This window comes from Rhodopseudomonas palustris (genome assembly GCF_003591005.1).
Lineage (GTDB): Bacteria > Pseudomonadota > Alphaproteobacteria > Rhizobiales > Xanthobacteraceae > Rhodopseudomonas > Rhodopseudomonas palustris_K.
The window spans coordinates 22,161-36,862 of record NZ_QYYD01000016.1 but is presented as its reverse complement, the minus strand read 5'-3'; the positions used below and the strand labels follow the sequence as shown (position 1 = coordinate 36,862).

Annotated in this window: 13 protein-coding genes; 9 read left to right on the top strand and 4 right to left on the bottom strand. The window is 66.8% G+C overall.

Annotated features, from left to right (window positions below):
* Positions 1 to 53 precede the first annotated feature (53 nt).
* The 4 genes from D4Q52_RS16080 (at position 54) to D4Q52_RS16065 (ending at position 4,651) form a co-directional block, all read left to right on the top strand.
* Positions 54 to 2,384, top strand: a complete 2,331-nt coding sequence (locus D4Q52_RS16080; protein WP_119857582.1) for a xanthine dehydrogenase family protein molybdopterin-binding subunit — start codon at positions 54 to 56, stop codon at positions 2,382 to 2,384.
* 215 nt (positions 2,385 to 2,599) lie between these two features.
* Positions 2,600 to 3,220, top strand: a complete 621-nt coding sequence (locus tag D4Q52_RS16075; protein ID WP_119857581.1) for a LemA family protein — start codon at positions 2,600 to 2,602, stop codon at positions 3,218 to 3,220.
* Positions 3,221 to 3,236: 16 nt separating this feature from the next.
* A complete protein-coding gene (locus D4Q52_RS16070; RefSeq protein ID WP_119857580.1) occupies positions 3,237 to 4,139 on the top strand; it encodes a TPM domain-containing protein in 903 nt (300 codons plus the stop codon).
* Between the two features lie 14 nt (positions 4,140 to 4,153).
* Entirely contained in the window at positions 4,154 to 4,651 is a 498-nt protein-coding gene (locus D4Q52_RS16065; protein ID WP_119857579.1) for a TPM domain-containing protein, read from the top strand.
* A gap of 265 nt (positions 4,652 to 4,916) precedes the next feature.
* Here D4Q52_RS16065 and D4Q52_RS16060 read toward each other — a convergent pair whose 3' ends face one another.
* Entirely contained in the window at positions 4,917 to 5,147 is a 231-nt protein-coding gene (locus D4Q52_RS16060) for a DUF2798 domain-containing protein (RefSeq protein ID WP_119857578.1), read from the bottom strand.
* A gap of 133 nt (positions 5,148 to 5,280) precedes the next feature.
* On the opposite strand from D4Q52_RS16060, the gene D4Q52_RS16055 reads away from it, so the two are divergent.
* Both D4Q52_RS16055 and D4Q52_RS16050 read left to right on the top strand, forming a co-directional pair.
* Positions 5,281 to 5,721, top strand: coding sequence for an RrF2 family transcriptional regulator (locus D4Q52_RS16055; RefSeq protein ID WP_119857577.1), 441 nt, complete (start codon positions 5,281 to 5,283; stop codon positions 5,719 to 5,721).
* Between the two features lie 10 nt (positions 5,722 to 5,731).
* Positions 5,732 to 6,622 carry an NAD(P)/FAD-dependent oxidoreductase gene (locus tag D4Q52_RS16050; RefSeq protein WP_119857576.1) on the top strand — a complete coding sequence of 297 codons (891 nt, stop codon included), beginning with the start codon at positions 5,732 to 5,734 and terminating at the stop codon, positions 6,620 to 6,622.
* A 49-nt stretch (positions 6,623 to 6,671) separates the two neighbouring features.
* Here D4Q52_RS16050 and D4Q52_RS16045 read toward each other — a convergent pair whose 3' ends face one another.
* A complete protein-coding gene (locus D4Q52_RS16045) occupies positions 6,672 to 7,283 on the bottom strand; it encodes a glutathione S-transferase family protein (RefSeq protein ID WP_119857575.1) in 612 nt (203 codons plus the stop codon).
* Between the two features lie 217 nt (positions 7,284 to 7,500).
* On the opposite strand from D4Q52_RS16045, the gene D4Q52_RS16040 reads away from it, so the two are divergent.
* The 3 genes from D4Q52_RS16040 to D4Q52_RS26530 all read left to right on the top strand — a co-directional run bounded on the left by D4Q52_RS16040 (position 7,501) and on the right by D4Q52_RS26530 (position 10,257).
* A complete protein-coding gene (locus D4Q52_RS16040; RefSeq protein WP_119857574.1) occupies positions 7,501 to 8,475 on the top strand; it encodes a hypothetical protein in 975 nt (324 codons plus the stop codon).
* 100 nt (positions 8,476 to 8,575) lie between these two features.
* Positions 8,576 to 10,075, top strand: a complete 1,500-nt coding sequence (locus tag D4Q52_RS16035; protein ID WP_119857573.1) for a hypothetical protein — start codon at positions 8,576 to 8,578, stop codon at positions 10,073 to 10,075.
* A gap of 29 nt (positions 10,076 to 10,104) precedes the next feature.
* The gene (locus tag D4Q52_RS26530) at positions 10,105 to 10,257 is read left to right on the top strand and encodes a hypothetical protein (RefSeq protein WP_182915338.1); all 153 of its coding nucleotides are present in this window, start codon (positions 10,105 to 10,107) and stop codon (positions 10,255 to 10,257) included.
* A gap of 1 nt (position 10,258) precedes the next feature.
* On the opposite strand, the gene D4Q52_RS16030 is transcribed toward D4Q52_RS26530, so the two are convergent.
* Positions 10,259 to 11,464: a CaiB/BaiF CoA transferase family protein gene (locus D4Q52_RS16030; protein ID WP_119857572.1), complete on the bottom strand. Its 1,206-nt coding sequence runs from the start codon at positions 11,462 to 11,464 to the stop codon at positions 10,259 to 10,261.
* A gap of 138 nt (positions 11,465 to 11,602) precedes the next feature.
* On the bottom strand, positions 11,603 to 14,605 hold the full coding sequence (gene putA, locus D4Q52_RS16025; RefSeq protein ID WP_119857571.1) for a bifunctional proline dehydrogenase/L-glutamate gamma-semialdehyde dehydrogenase PutA: 3,003 nt from the start codon (positions 14,603 to 14,605) through the stop codon (positions 11,603 to 11,605).
* Between the last annotated feature and the right edge of the window lie 97 nt (positions 14,606 to 14,702).

Sequence of the window (14,702 nt, the reverse complement as noted above, 5' to 3'; positions counted from 1 at the left end):
CCGCCGCGATCTCCGCTAAAACGCTTGCCAAGCAAGCAACATAAGGATGCGGCATGAACATTCTTCCCGGCTCCATGCGGTTCGGCGCGGGCCAGCCCGTCAAGCGTCTCGAGGATCAGCGTCTGGTCACCGGGCACGGCGGCTATCTCGACGACAAGCCCGCCGACGGCGCGTTGTGGCTGGTGATCATGCGGTCGCCGCACGCCCATGCCGAGATCGCGTCGATCGACGCCGAGGCCGCCAAGGCGATGCCGGGCGTCGAGGCGGTGCTGACCGGGGCCGACCTCATTGCCGACGACATCGGCACCATTCCGACTCTGCCGATCTTCAAGCGCCCGGACGGCTCGCCGATGGCGCTGCCGCCGCGCCGGCTGCTGGCGCACGAGAAGGTCCGCTTCGTCGGCGAGCCGGTGGCGGCCGTGATCGCGAGTTCGCGCGACGCCGCGCAGGCGGCGGTCGAAGCCCTGGTGGTCGACTATAAGGAGCTGCCCGCGGTGACCGATCCGACCGCGGCGATTCAGCCCGGTGCGCCGGTGGTGTACGACACTGCGCCGGACAACATCGTCGCGGCAATGAGCTATGGCGACGCCGCCAAGGTCGACGAGGCGTTCGCCAAGGCCGCTCACACCGTGTCGCTCGACATCGTCAGCCAGCGCCTGATCCCATCGGCGATGGAGCCGCGCGCCACGATTGCGGAGATCGAGAAGAAGACCGGCCGGCTGATCCTGCAGGTGCAGTCGCAGACCCCGGCGCAGACCCGCGACGCGCTCGCCGACGCCATCCTGAAGCGGCCGAAGGAGTCGATCCAGGTGCTGGTCGGCGACATCGGCGGCGGCTTCGGCATGAAGACCGGCGTTTATCCTGAAGACGCGCTGGTCGCCTATGCGGCGGTCAAGCTCGGCAAGAAGATCCGCTGGCGCGGCGATCGCACCGACGAATTCGTCGGCGGCACCCATGGCCGCGACCTGACCTCGACCGCGTCGATCGCACTCGACGCCAAGGGCAAGGTGCTGGCCTATCGGGTCACGTCGATCGGTGGCACCGGCGCGTATCTGGCCGGCGCCGGCGTGATCATCCCGCTGGTGCTCGGCCCGTTCGTGCAGACCGGCGTGTACGACCTGCCGCTGGTGCATTTCGACATCAAGGCGGTGATGACCCACACCGCGCCGGTCGGCGCCTATCGCGGCGCCGGTCGCCCCGAAGCGGTGTACATCATCGAGCGGCTGATGGACGCCGCGGCGCGCCAGCTGAAGATCGACCCGCGCGCGATCCGCAAGGCCAACTACATCAAGCCGCAGCAACTGCCCTACACCAACGCGGTCGGCCAGGTGTACGATTCCGGCGCCTTCGCCCACATGATGGAGCGCGCCGCCGAATTGTCCGACTGGGACGGCTTCAAGGCGCGCAAGAAGGAAGCGCAGAAGAAGGGCCTGCTGTATGGCCGCGGCGTTACCAGCTACATCGAGTGGACCGGCGGCCGCGCCCATACCGAGAACGTCAAGCTGCACGCCACGGCCGAAGGCCGCATCGTGCTGCATTCGGCCACTCAGGCGATGGGGCAGGGGCTCGAGACCACCTACTCGCAGATGATCGCCGAGGCGCTCGACATCCCGATCGACAAGATCGATGTGGTGCAGGGCAACACCGATCTGGCGCAGGGCTTCGGCAGCGTCGGCTCGCGCTCGCTGTTCGTCGGCGGCACTGCGGTCGCGGTGTCGACCGTCGACATGATCGCCAAGGCGCGCGAGAAGGCCGCCAACATCCTCGAAGCCTCGATCGAGGACATCGAATATAGCGGCGGCACGCTGACCATCGCCGGCACCGATCGCAAGATCAGCCTGTTCGAAATCGCCGCCAAGGAGAAGGGCGCCCGTCTCAGCGTCGATACCACCGGCGAAGTCGATGGTCCGAGCTGGCCGAACGGCGCGCATATCTGCGAGATCGAGGTCGATCCGGAGACGGGCGTGTCGCGCGTGGTGCGCTACACCACGGTCGACGACGTCGGCAACGCGGTCAATCCAATGCTGGTCGCCGGCCAGATCCACGGCGGCGTCGCCCAGGGCGTCGGCCAGGCGCTGTATGAGAGCGCCGCCTACAATCCGGATGGTCAGCTGCTGACGGCGAGCTATCAGGACTACTGCATCCCGCGCGCCGACAATCTGCCGCCGATCACCGTCACGCTCGATCCCTCGGCGCCGTGCCGGACCAATCCGCTCGGCGCCAAGGGCTGCGGCGAATCCGGCGCGATCGGCGGTCCGCCCTGCATCGTCAGCGGCGTGCTCGACGCGCTGGCCCCGCTCGGCGTCACCGCGCTCAACACTCCGCTGACGCCCGAGAAGGTGTGGCGCGCGATCCAGGACGCCAAGGCCGCGCAGGCGGCTTAAGGCACCGTCTCGCCACGTCATGCCCGCGCTTGTCGCGGGCATCCACGTCTTTTCTTGTGGCGAGGCGTGGATGGCCGGAACAAGTCCGGCCATGACGGTATTCGGATCGAGGCGTTGCGTCGGTTTGAACGGCTTGAGAACCATATCCGTCCAACGACCGACAAATGGTTGCCCCGCGCATGCTATGCTGCGCGGGTTCGCGTGGGGAGAGATCGATGCGGAAGTTTCTGACGGTGCTGGCGGCGCTCGCCACGCTCAGCCTGACCAATTGCGGTTACAACGCCATTCAGAGCGAGGACCAGGAGGTCAAGTCGACCTGGTCGGAGGTGGTCAACCAGTATCAGCGCCGCGCCGATCTGGTTCCGAACCTGGTCAACTCGGTGAAGGGCTTCGCCCAGCAGGAGAAGGACGTTCTGATCGGCGTCACCAATGCCCGCGCCAAGGTTGGCAGCGTGCAGGCGACGCCGGAAGTGCTGAACGATCCGGCCGCCTTCCAGAAGTTCCAGCAGGCCCAGGGCGAGCTGTCGAGCGCGTTGTCGCGGCTGCTGGTCGTCACCGAAAACTATCCGCAGCTCAAATCCGACGAGCTGTTCAAAAACCTGATGGCGCAGCTCGAAGGCACCGAGAACCGCATCACCGTGGCGCGCAACCGATACATCAAGGCGGTGCAGGCCTACAACGTCACGGTGCGGTCGGTGCCGACCAATTTCACCGCGATGATGTTCGGCTATAAGGAAAAGCCGAACTTCACGGTGGAGAACGAGAAGGACATTTCGACCGCCCCCAAGGTCGACTTCAACGCGGCGCCGGCGCCGACACCAGCCCCGGCGAAGTAAGCACGGAAGGGAGGCGATGAGCGCCGTGCGGGCGTCCGTGATTGCGCTGCTGCTGTGCTTCGTCATGGCGGCAGCAGCGCCTTTCGTGCATGCCGACGTCGCGATGCCGGCGCTGTCCGGCCGCGTCGTCGATCAAACCGGTACGCTGAGCAGCGACGCGATCGCGCGGCTCGACCAGAAGCTGAAGGCGTTCGAGGACCGAAAGGGCAGCCAGATCGCGGTGCTGATCGTGCCGACGACGCAGCCTGAGGCGATCGAGCAGTATTCGATCCGCGTCGCCGAGGCCTGGAAGATCGGCCGCAAGAAGGTCGACGACGGCGCCATCCTGCTGGTCGCCAAGAACGATCGCAAGCTGCGCATCGAGGTCGGCTACGGCCTTGAAGGCGCGCTGCCGGACGTCACCGCCAAGCGTATCATCGACGAGATCATCACGCCGAAATTCAAGACCGGCGATTTCGCAGGCGGCATTGAGGCCGGCGTCGACCGGATGATGAGCGTGATCGATGGCGAGCCGCTGCCGAAGCCGGAGCCGCAGCACGAATGGTCGGGACCGGAATCATTCGATCAGATCTCCGGCTGGGCGATCCCGCTGCTGTTCGGCTCGTTCGTGGTCAATGGAATCCTGAAGGCCGCGCTGGGCCGCGCGGCGGCGTCCGGCGTGACGGGCATTGTGGTTGGCATCGTCGCCTTGGTGTTCGGGCTCGCCTGGTATCTTGCACTGGTCGCCGGCTTTGCCGCATTCCTATTCGCGCTGTTTATCGACCTGTTCGGCGGACCGATGATGACCTCCGGGCGGCGTGGCGGCGGCGTCTGGTCGGGCGGTAGCGGCGGCTCGTCGTGGTCCGGCGGATCGAGCAGCGGCGGCTTCAGCGGCGGCGGTGGCAGCTTCGGAGGCGGCGGCGCCTCCGGCAGCTGGTGAGCGGGGAGGCGAGGATGGGCATCCGGCGCATCGGCAAGCATCTCTTCAGCAGCCGCGGCAAGGTCGCGCGTGCGTTTCCGCCGAGTTCGCTCGACGCCATCGAGCGCGCCATCAAGGCCAGCGAGGCGCAGCACGTCGGGCAGATCCGCTTCGTCGTCGAAGGCGCGCTCGACAACGCGCCGCTGTTCCGAGATCAGCCGGCGCGCGAGCGCGCGCTCGACATCTTCTCGCAGCTCCGCATCTGGGACACCGAGCACAACAACGGCATCCTGATCTACGTGCTGCTGGCCGACCGCGACGTCGAAATCATCGCCGACCGCGGCATTTACGTGCGCGTCGGCGACGGCACCTGGGAAGACATCTGCCGCGAGATGGAGAGCGCCTTCCGTGAGGGGCAATTCGAGGCCGGCGTGCTGCGCGGCATCGAGCTGATCACCGCGCATCTGGCCACGCATTTTCCCAATGACGGTACCGGCACGAATGAGCTGCCTGATGCGCCTGTAGTGGTGTGACCGACGGACGGCGGGGGAAGTTCTTTCCTCATTCGAAACATCCGGTGTTTTCTGAAAGCACCGTGGCCTCATTCTGAGAGCCCAACCGGAGATGCGCCCTTTGAGGTAAGCACTTTCGTTCCACGGGTCATGCCGGGACAAGCCCGGCCATGACGGGAATTGGGACAAACTAATCGATTATAAAATGTGGCTGAGAATTCGGCCTGAGTTTTGAGTCAGGTGAGGAACTCGAAGGCGTCTGCCTCTTCCGACCTCATTCAACTGATCAGTCCTCGGTCGTCAGAACCAGCGTCAAACGTCGCAGCAACGGCGCAGCGAAGATCACGACGGGAAGCATCACCATCCAGGAGGCGCCCCAAGCGCCGATCCAATGCTCCAAGAATGTGTGATCGCCAATGAATGGTACGCTGGCGATCATTGAAGCGATCGACGTGGTGATCCCCGATTGCAGGACCGCATAGACGAAGTGACTGTACCTGCGTGGAATGCCGAGCATGTGTGAACTCGCCTGCAATCGCATCTGATTCATCAAGTAACGCAGCACACGAAGCAAACGACATGCCATGGTTTGTGCGTGCTGTCCGACAGAGCGCTTGCGTGGTTGGGTAAATCGTAATAAACGAAGTTACATGAAGCGAGACAGCCGCCTGTCGTCCGTGCTCCACGCTCTGCTGCATATGGCCGAGCAGAACGAGCCGATGACCTCTGAACAACTGGCTGCCTGCATGTGCACCAATCCGGTGGTGGTGCGGCGGACGATGGGATTACTCCGCGACGCCGGACTGGTGACCTCGGAGCGTGGCCCGTCTGGCGGCTGGACGATTGCTGCTGACCTCGAGGCCGTCACCTTGCGCGACTTGCACGAGGCGCTCGGTGAGCCTTCGATTTTCGCGATCGGCAATCGCAACGAGAACCCCGGCTGTCTGGTCGAACTGGCGGTGAATGCCGCACTCGACGGCGCCTTTGCCGACGCCGAGGCGCTGTTACTCGATCGGTTCGCCAAGGTGACGCTGGCCAGGCTGTCGGCAGACTTCAATCGGCGTCACGCGGCGCACCGCGCCCGTAGCTAAGGGAATCGATATGCAACACGACGTTATCGTGATCGGCGGCAGCTACGCCGGGATGGCCGCTGCCCTTCAACTACTCCGCGCCCGCCGCCACGTCCTGGTGATCGACGCCGGTCAACGCCGTAATCGCTTCGCACATCATTCACACGGGTTTCTCGGGCAGGACGGCGCCGACCCGGCGGAGATCGCCGCGACAGCACGGCGTCAGCTCGAAGCCTACCGGACGCTGAGCTGGATCGATGGCCGAGCCGAAACGGCATCCGGGCAGAAGGACGATTTCATCGTGACAGTGCAGGACGGCGCGCAGCATCGCGGGCGCCGTCTGCTGTTCGCCACTGGTGTGTCGGATACGCTGCCGGTTATCGAGGGGCTGCAAGAGCGGTGGGGAGTCAGCGTGTTCCTCTGCCCCTACTGCCACGGCTATGAGCTCGACCGCGGCCGGATCGCGGTGATCGCCACCTGCCAGATGTCGCTGCATCAGGCGCAGCTTCTTCCGGAGTGGGGCGAGGTGACGCTGTTTACCAACGGCGCGGTCGCGCCCGACGACGCGGCACGAGCCGATCTCGAAGCCCGCGGCGTTGCGATCGAACCGACGCCGATCGCGCGGATTGCCGATCACGCCGCCATCGTTCTACGAGATGGCCGCAAGCTGCCGTTCGCCGGCATCTTCACGACGTCGCACAACATGCCGGCGACACCGATCGCGACGTTGATGGGCTGCGAACTTCACGACACGCCGTTCGGCACGCAGATCAAGACCAATGACGCGAAGCAGACCACAGTGCCCGGCGCGTTCGCTTGCGGTGATGCGGCGCGGGTGCCGCATTCGCTGTCGCTGGCAGTCGCAGATGGCGCCTGGGCCGGCGCCAATCTGCATCGCTCGTTGGTGTGGCCCGACGCCTGAGCCGGCCTGCCTAATCGGCGGCGAAGGCCGCACCGACGCTCAGAGAACGTCAAGCCTTCGCTGACGGCCTCGCCGCGATCCGCTTGTGCCAGTCCACCAGCACGCGGTTGCTCGGGTCGAGCGGCTGGCCCACCTGCGCGCCGAACTCGATCCAGTTGAACAGCATGAGATCGGCCAGCGTGAAGCGCGAGCCGCAAACGAATTCGTGGTCCTGCATCTGCGCATTTAGCCATTGCAGCCGATGGGCTGCCATCTGCTTGAGCCCCGGCGCCGCGTCGGGAAAACACGGCACACGGTCTTTGAACATCTTAAGTCCCTCGCTGAAGCGGAAGCCGTTGGCCAAAGGCTCGCAGATCGTCAGGTCGATGCGCCGCGTCCACATCCGGCACTCGCCGCGCTCCTTCGGCGTCGATCCGATCAGCGGCGGCGACGGGTGGATCTCTTCGAGATATTCGCAGATGGCGGTGATCTCCGACAAAAAGCTGCCATCGTCGAGTTCCAATGTCGGCGTCTGCCCGTGCGGATTGCGCGCCAGATGCTCGGGCTGGCGGTTCTCGCCAGAGCGGATGTCGATGGTCTGGGTCGGGATCGTCAGGCCCTTCTCGGCGATGAACATCCGCACCAGGCGCGGATTGGGACCGATCGAATCGTACAGCTTCATGGACGTCTCCCCTGTGCCGGCGACTTTGCGCGCCGTGCTCGATGACTGTCCTAGCGCGGGACGGCGTGCGGCGCAAAGCCACGCGGCAATGGCCCGTGCGCGCCACATTGCCTGCCGAAATCTGTGATTCCTGAAATTTTGGTAAGCATCGACGGAAGTAACGAATTCGCAAGTAATCAAAGTTACCGAATGGTCAAGCGGACAAGGAGGATTTGACGTGGACGAGCAACGCAAAGAGCCCATCAGCGAGGACCAGGCTGGCGCCGGCATTGCGTCGTCCGCGTCGGCTGCGGCCGAGGGCGAACACGAGGCGGCTGCGCAGGCGAGCGGCGCTGACGCATCAGCGCAGCAGCATGAGCAGCCCGCCGCGGCGGCCAATCAGGTCGAGCGCATCAAGGACAAGGCCGCAGCAGCTCGGGACGCCGAGCGCCTCGGCAAGGTCACCATCATGGCGCCGCCGCGCCACGAGAATTGGTACCGCAATTGGGACGACGAGATCGAAGTCGAAGCTCCTGATCAGCCGGCCGACGCCGGTCGGTCGCACAACAAGCGTCAGCTGGCGTTGATCGCCGTCGCGGTGGTGCTCGCGGCCTTCGCCGGCGCGGCCGGCGGCGCCTTCACCAACGCCAACCTGTTCCATCCCGGCAGCAGCGAGACGGCCACGAAAGCGCAGACGCAGGCGCGCGCATTGGACGAGCAGGTCGCCAAGCTCCAAACCGAAGTCGCCGCGCTGAAGGCCAGCGTCGACCAGGCGGCCAAGTCCACCAGCGCGCAAATCGGCAAGGCCACCGATCGGCTCGAAAAGATCGAGAAGGCCCAGGCGGAGCCGGCGCAGAAGATCGCCAGGCTGACCGAGACGGTCGAGAAGCTGCGCACCGCGCAGGCCGACAAGCCGGCGCCGGCTCCGGCTGCCCCTGCGCCGACCCAAGTGGCGTCCGCGTCTCAGGACATCACCGGCACGGTCTCGCCCAAGCCGGTGCCGAAGCCGGCCGAGGTCAGCCGCTTGCCAACGGTGGACGGCTGGGTGCTGCGCGACGTCTATGACGGCGGCGCGGTGGTGGTCGGCCGCGAAGGCACCTTCGAGGTCTATGCGGGCGACCCGCTGCCCGGCCTCGGCCGGGTCGACGCGATCCGGCGCCAGGACGGACGCTGGGTGGTGGTGACGAGCCGCGGTCTAATCGTCGCGCGCTGATCATCACGAAACTTCAAAACGGCGCGGCGCGGCAGACATGCCGCGCCGTTTTGTTTTAGGCTGTCCGGCGGCGCGACCAGCGCCGATTGGGAGCACATCGGTGCGAGCCTGGCTGAGCGTGATCGTGTTGATCTGCAGTGTCGTTCCGCTCGTCGCGGGCGCGACTGATGAGCCGCCGCAAGCCCTCGCAGTCACCGATGCGCTGACGCTGCGCGAACTCGACCTTCGCGAACAGCGCGACCCGAGCTCGCCGCATCCCGGCTTCGGCTTGCGGCAGATGCTCGATGCGTCATCCTCCAGTCCGATCAGCAACGACCGCCTGTTCGCGCTGCCCGCCATGGCCGGCCTGGCCGCTGCACTCGACGACGCAGTTGCAAGCTATCGCAACGCGGCCGCGACGGCGCGCTGGACGGTGGTCGATCGCGACAAGCTGAAAGCGCCGACCGCCCGCTTCGTGCTGGCCGGCATCGCTAGCCGCCTCGACCGCGGCTATGTGGCGGCCGACAGCTGCGGCGAGGTGCGGCTGATCTATCGCCCGGTGCACACCGCCGCGGCCGGCAGCCAGCGGCTGCCGATGACGCTCAACCTGGTGCTACGCGCTCGCGGCGGTGACGGCGCAATCAGTTGCCGCGAGGTGGCGCAGCGCTGGCTCGCCGCCGCAGCATGGCCGCAGACCGGCGCCGATCGCGCCCGCCGCCTGATCGCTGGGGACGGGCCTCTGGCGCCGCTCGGCCCGGCCGCGATCGACCGGCTCGAGATCAATCTGCAGATCGCGACCGCGGGCGATGCCATCGCCGGCGAGTTCCGCGCCGACTATCTCATGAGGGTGTTTCGCTTCGACCCGGCGACCGGCCGCTACCAGGCCGCGCCGATGGAAAACCAGATCGACCGCGATCGCCTGGTCGCAGATCCCGAACTCGGCCAAGCGTTCAAGCACTGGCTGCTGCAGCCGCAGCAACTCGCCGCGTTCGATGGCGGCACGCTGATCATCCCCGACATGTACCTGGCGCGCGACGCCATTGCCGCGACGCCGACGGCATTCTCGCATGCAGCGCAGCGACCCGCAGCCGGCCTCGTCGGTCCGGCGACATCTGATCCGCTGATCAGCGACGCGGACATCGTAGCGGCGTTACAACGCGCCGCCGAGAGCGGCGTCGCGCTGCAAAGCGTCCACTCGCCGGCCGGCTTCGAACGCCGGCTCAATGATATCACCTGCTCGGGCTGTCATCAGACCAATGGCATCGGCGGCTTCCACTTCCCCGGCACCGATTGGACCGCCGAGCCCTCGCATGGCATCGCTGCGCCGGGATCGCCGCATTTCGTCGCCGATCAGCAGCGCCGCGGTGCGATCATCGCCGCGATCGCCGGCGGGCGCACGCCCGACTTCGCGCGCGGCTTCACCGATCGGCCCGAACTGCACGGCGGTATCGTCGGCGACGATGCGCCGCGCGGCGGCTGGGGCGCTGCCTGTGGTTTGCCTCATGCCGGCGAGGTCGATCCGAGCTTCCGGAACTGGACCTGCGCGGCTGGGTTGAGCTGTCAGCCGGCGGGCGGCGCGCCGGCATTTCCGATCGGCATGTGCTTCGTCGCGCCGCGCTGATCCGGGCGACGTGATCGAGGAGACGTCCGGTGACCGATCCAGAAACCAAACAGATCAACCGCGAGATGGCCGAGAACGAAAGCGCGCGGCAGACCGCAAGCTCCGTCCGCGTCTCGACCTTCGCGATCATCATCACCATCGTGATCGCGCTCGCGGTGTTCGGCTGGGTGTTCTTGCGCTGAACTACCCTACCGCGCCCGACGCGCGCAGCGCTTTGATCGCGGCGTCGTCATAGCCGGCGCTGCGCAGCACTTCGTCGCTGTGCTCGCCGAGTGCCGGCGGCAACCTCGGCTGAGTCTTGGCACTGCCCTCGACCCAGATCGGGCTGTTGATGGTCATGATCGTGTTGTTCTCGAACGGCACCAGGACCTCGTTCTCGATCATCTGCTGATCGCCCGGAATGTCGTCGAGAATGCCGACGACGCCGAACACCAGGCCGTTGCCGTCGAGTGCCTTGCGCCAGTCAGCGAGGTCGCGCGTGGCGAAGATTTCGTCGAAGATCGCGATCAGTTCGACCGAACGGGCGTGACGGTCGGGTTTGGTGGCGAAGCGCGGATCGTCGGTGAGATCCTCGCGGCCGAGGCAGCGCATCAGCGCCGGCCACTGCTTCTCTTCGTTGAGCAGCGACAGGATCAGCCAGCGGCCGTCGCGGCAGCGATAGTGATTGGCCACGGCGTTGAGCGCACGCTCGCGCGGCCGTCGCTCCTGAAACTCGGCGCCGACCAGCTTGGCCTGCGCCAGCACGCTCGACGACCAGATGCCGTTGGCCATCAGGTTGGACTTCACCTCGCTGCCTTTGCCGCTGCGCTCGCGTTTGTACAGCGCCGTGACGATCGCGCCGTACAGCGCCATCGCGCAGGGATGATCGCCCATGCCGGCGACCGAGCGCGCCGGGGTCGAGTCTTCGTCGGCACGGACCAGATCCATCAGCCCGGAGCGCGCCCACCAGGCGTTGCTGTCGAAGCCCGGCTTGTCGGCCTCCGCGCCGCGCTCGCCGTAGCCGGTGAAGCTCGCATAGATCAGCCGCTCGTTGAGCGGCGCCAGATCCGCGTAAGTGATACCAAGCCGCGCCCGCACCGGCGGCGGGAAGTTGGTGATGAACACGTCGGCCTCGGCGACCAGCCGGCGCAGCACCTCCTTGCCCTCGGGCTTGGCGAGGTCGAGCGCGAGGCTGCGCTTGTTGCGGGCCTCCAGCATCCACGCGTAGTTGTGCTCGCTTCGCGGATAGCCCGGCAGGTTCGGCAAATTGCGATAAGGATCACCGGCGCCCGGCGGTTCGATCTTGATGACGTCGGCGCCAAAGTCCGACAGCACGGTCGCAGCCGCGGGCGCCGCAATGAAACTGGCGCAGTCCAGCACCTTGAGACCCTTGAAGATGCCGTCATCCATGCTGCGTCGCTCCCTGAGTTTCTTGGTTTTCGTCGCCCGGAATTCGCGCCGCAACGCGCCGGACGTTCCCTCGCATATGACCCGGCTTCGCCGCGTGATGCAACAATACGGCCAGCATGGATGGCATTCGGGATGACTTCACTCCTCGCCAGCCAGCAGCGCGGCGTTGCCGCCGGCGGCGGCGGTGTTGATCGACACCGTCTGTTCCAGCGCGAAGCGCGGCAGATAATGCGGGCCGCCGGCCTTTGGTCCGGTGCCCGACAGGCCGGAGCCGCCGAACGGCTGCACGCCGACGACCGCTCCGATGATGTTGCGGTTGACGTAGACATTGCCGACCGGCAGCCGCGCGATGATGCGCGCCACGGTGTCGTCGATCCGCGATTGCACGCCGAGCGTCAGCGCGTAGCCGCTCGCCGCGATCTGGTCGAGCACGGCGCCGAGTTCCGAAGCCTGGTAGCGCACCACGTGCAGGACCGGGCCGAATACTTCCTCGGTTAGTTCCGCCGCACTGCGCAGTTCGAAGATGTGGGGCGCCACGTAGTTGCCAGCGCTGGGCGTCTCACCGGCGAAGTGCAACCTTGCTTTGCGCCGCAGCCGCGCGATATGCGCATCGAGCCTGGTCTTCGCCTCCGCATCGATCACGGGGCCGACATGCGTTGCCGGATCGCGCGGGTCGCCGAGCTGCAGTTCGCGCGCACTGCCGGCGATCAGCGCGATCATCCTGTCGGCGACGTCGTCCTGCACGAACAGCAGCCGCAGTGCCGAACAGCGCTGGCCGGCGGAGCGGAACGCCGAGGCCACGACATCGTCGGCGACCTGCTCGGGCAGCGCGGTGGCGTCGACGATCATGGTGTTGATGCCGCCAGTCTCGGCGATCAGCGGCACGATCGGTCCATCCTTGGCGGCGAGCGCCCGGTTGATCGCGCGCGCCACCTCGGTCGAGCCGGTGAACACCACCCCGGCGATATCGAGGCTCTGCACCAGCGCCGCGCCGACCGCGCCGTCGCCTTGCACCAATTGCAGCGCGTCGCGCGGCACGCCGGCTTCGTGCAACAGCGTCACGGCGGCATCGGCGATCGCCGGCGTCTGCTCCGCCGGCTTGGCCACCACGGTGTTGCCGGCCATCAGCGCCGCAGTCACCTGGCCAAGGAAAATCGCCAGCGGAAAATTCCACGGGCTGATCGCGATGAAGACTCCGCGGCCGCGCAGCCGCAGCGTGTTGCTCTCGCCGGTGGGGCCGGGCAAGGCCATGCCGTCGCTGAACAGCCGCCGACCCTCCGCCGCGTAGTAGCGGCAATAGTCGATCGCCTCGCGCACTTCGGCGACGCAGTCGTCCAGCGTCTTGCCGCCTTCGTCCTGCAGCCGCGCGATGAAGGCGGCGCGGCGCTGCTCCAGCAGATCGCCGGCACGTTCCAGCGCGGCGGCGCGGAGCTCGGCCGTCATATGGCTCCAGCTTGCGAAGCCATCACGAGCCGCAGCGATCGCCCCTGCGGCCTTCTCCGGCGTGCCGGATGGCAGCGTTGGCAGGGGCCGCCGCGCAGCCTCGATTGCGGCGAGCAACGTTTGCAGCGATGTGCGGTCACCGAACTCGACGCCGCGCGAATTGATGCGCCGAGGCTGATACATATCGCGCGGCAGCGGGATGCGCTCGCTGCGCGCCTGTGCTGGCGTGCCGATGATGGCTTCCGGGCGTCGCAGCAACTCGGCGATCTCCACCCGGTCGTCACCGGCCTGCGCCACGAAGGACGAATTGGCGCCGTTCTCCAGCAGCCGTCGCACCAGATAGGCGAGCAGATCGCGGTGACCGCCGACCGGCGCGTAGATCCGGCAGGCGAGCCCGGGATGATCGGCGAGCAGCCGCGCATACAGCGCGTCACCCATGCCGTGCAGCCGTTGAAACTCGTAGCCTTCAGTATCACCGGCGAGCTCGAGGACGGTCGCGACCGTCAGGGCGTTGTGGCTGGCGAATTGCGGAAAGATCCGCGGCCGCAGCCCCAGCAGCTTCTGCGCGCAATGCACATAGTTGAGGTCGGTCATCGCCTTGCGGGTAAACACCGGATAGCCATCGAGCCCACGCTCCTGCGCGCGCTTGATCTCGGTGTCCCAATAGGCGCCCTTCACCAGCCGCAGCATCAGCCGCCGATCGAAACGCTGTGCCAGTTCCGCGACATGATCGATCACTGCCGCCGCGCGTTTCTGATAGGCTTGCACCGCAAGGCCATAGCCGTCCCAGCCGGCGAGCGACGGATCGGGCAGACCCGCGGCAAACACGTCGAGCGATAGCTCGAGCCGGTCTGCCTCTTCGGCATCGACCGTAAACGCGAGGTCGTAGGACTTCGCCTGTCGCGCCAGCTCGATCAGACGTGGCACGAGTTCGCGCATCACCCGGTCGCGGCTGACGGCGTCGAAGCGCGGGTGAAGCGCCGACAACTTCACCGAGATGCCGGGCCGCGCCGGCAGCGCCGCGTTGCCGGCTGCGGTTCCGATCGCCGCGATGGCGTGGGCGTAAGAGTCGAAATGGCGGTCGGCGTCGTCGCGGCTGCGCGCGCCTTCGCCGAGCATGTCGTAGGAGTAGCGCACGCCGTCGCTCTCCTGCGATTTGGCGCGGCCGAGCGCCGCCTCGATGGTCTCGCCGAGGACGAAGTGATTGCCGATCAGCCGCATCGCCTGCCGCGTCGCCGCGCGCACCGCCGGCGCGCCGATGCGCTTGGCGAGGCCGGCGAGCGTGCCTTGCGGAGTCTCGCCGGTGTGAACGACGCGCGCCGACAGGCCGAGCGCCCACGCCGATGCGTTCACCAGCAAGGCATCCGACTGGACGCGGTGATGAGCGAAATCGCCCTGGCCGAGTTTGTCCTCGATGAAGGCGTCGGTGGTCGCACTGTCGGGGATGCGCAGCAAGGCCTCGGCCAGCACCATCAGCGCCAGCCCTTCCTTGGTCGACAGCGCGTATTCGCGCAGCATCGCCTCGACGCTGCCGAGCCGATCACCGGCGCGGATCGCCGCGATCAGACTGGTCGCGGTGGCGTCGATCCGCGCCGCGCCCGAAGTCTGCGGAGCGGCGCACAGCAGCCCGGCCGCGAGCGCCGCGTCGTCCGGGGCGTAGGGCGCCGTAAAAGCGGGAGACGGCAGATCGGGCGCCATGGCGGTCCTCGTCGGGTGTGTGCCGCCCGCATCAGCCTGTGCAGCAAATCGGGTGGCATCTTCCTTCCATATTGGCACCGCACGTCTGCCACGCTAG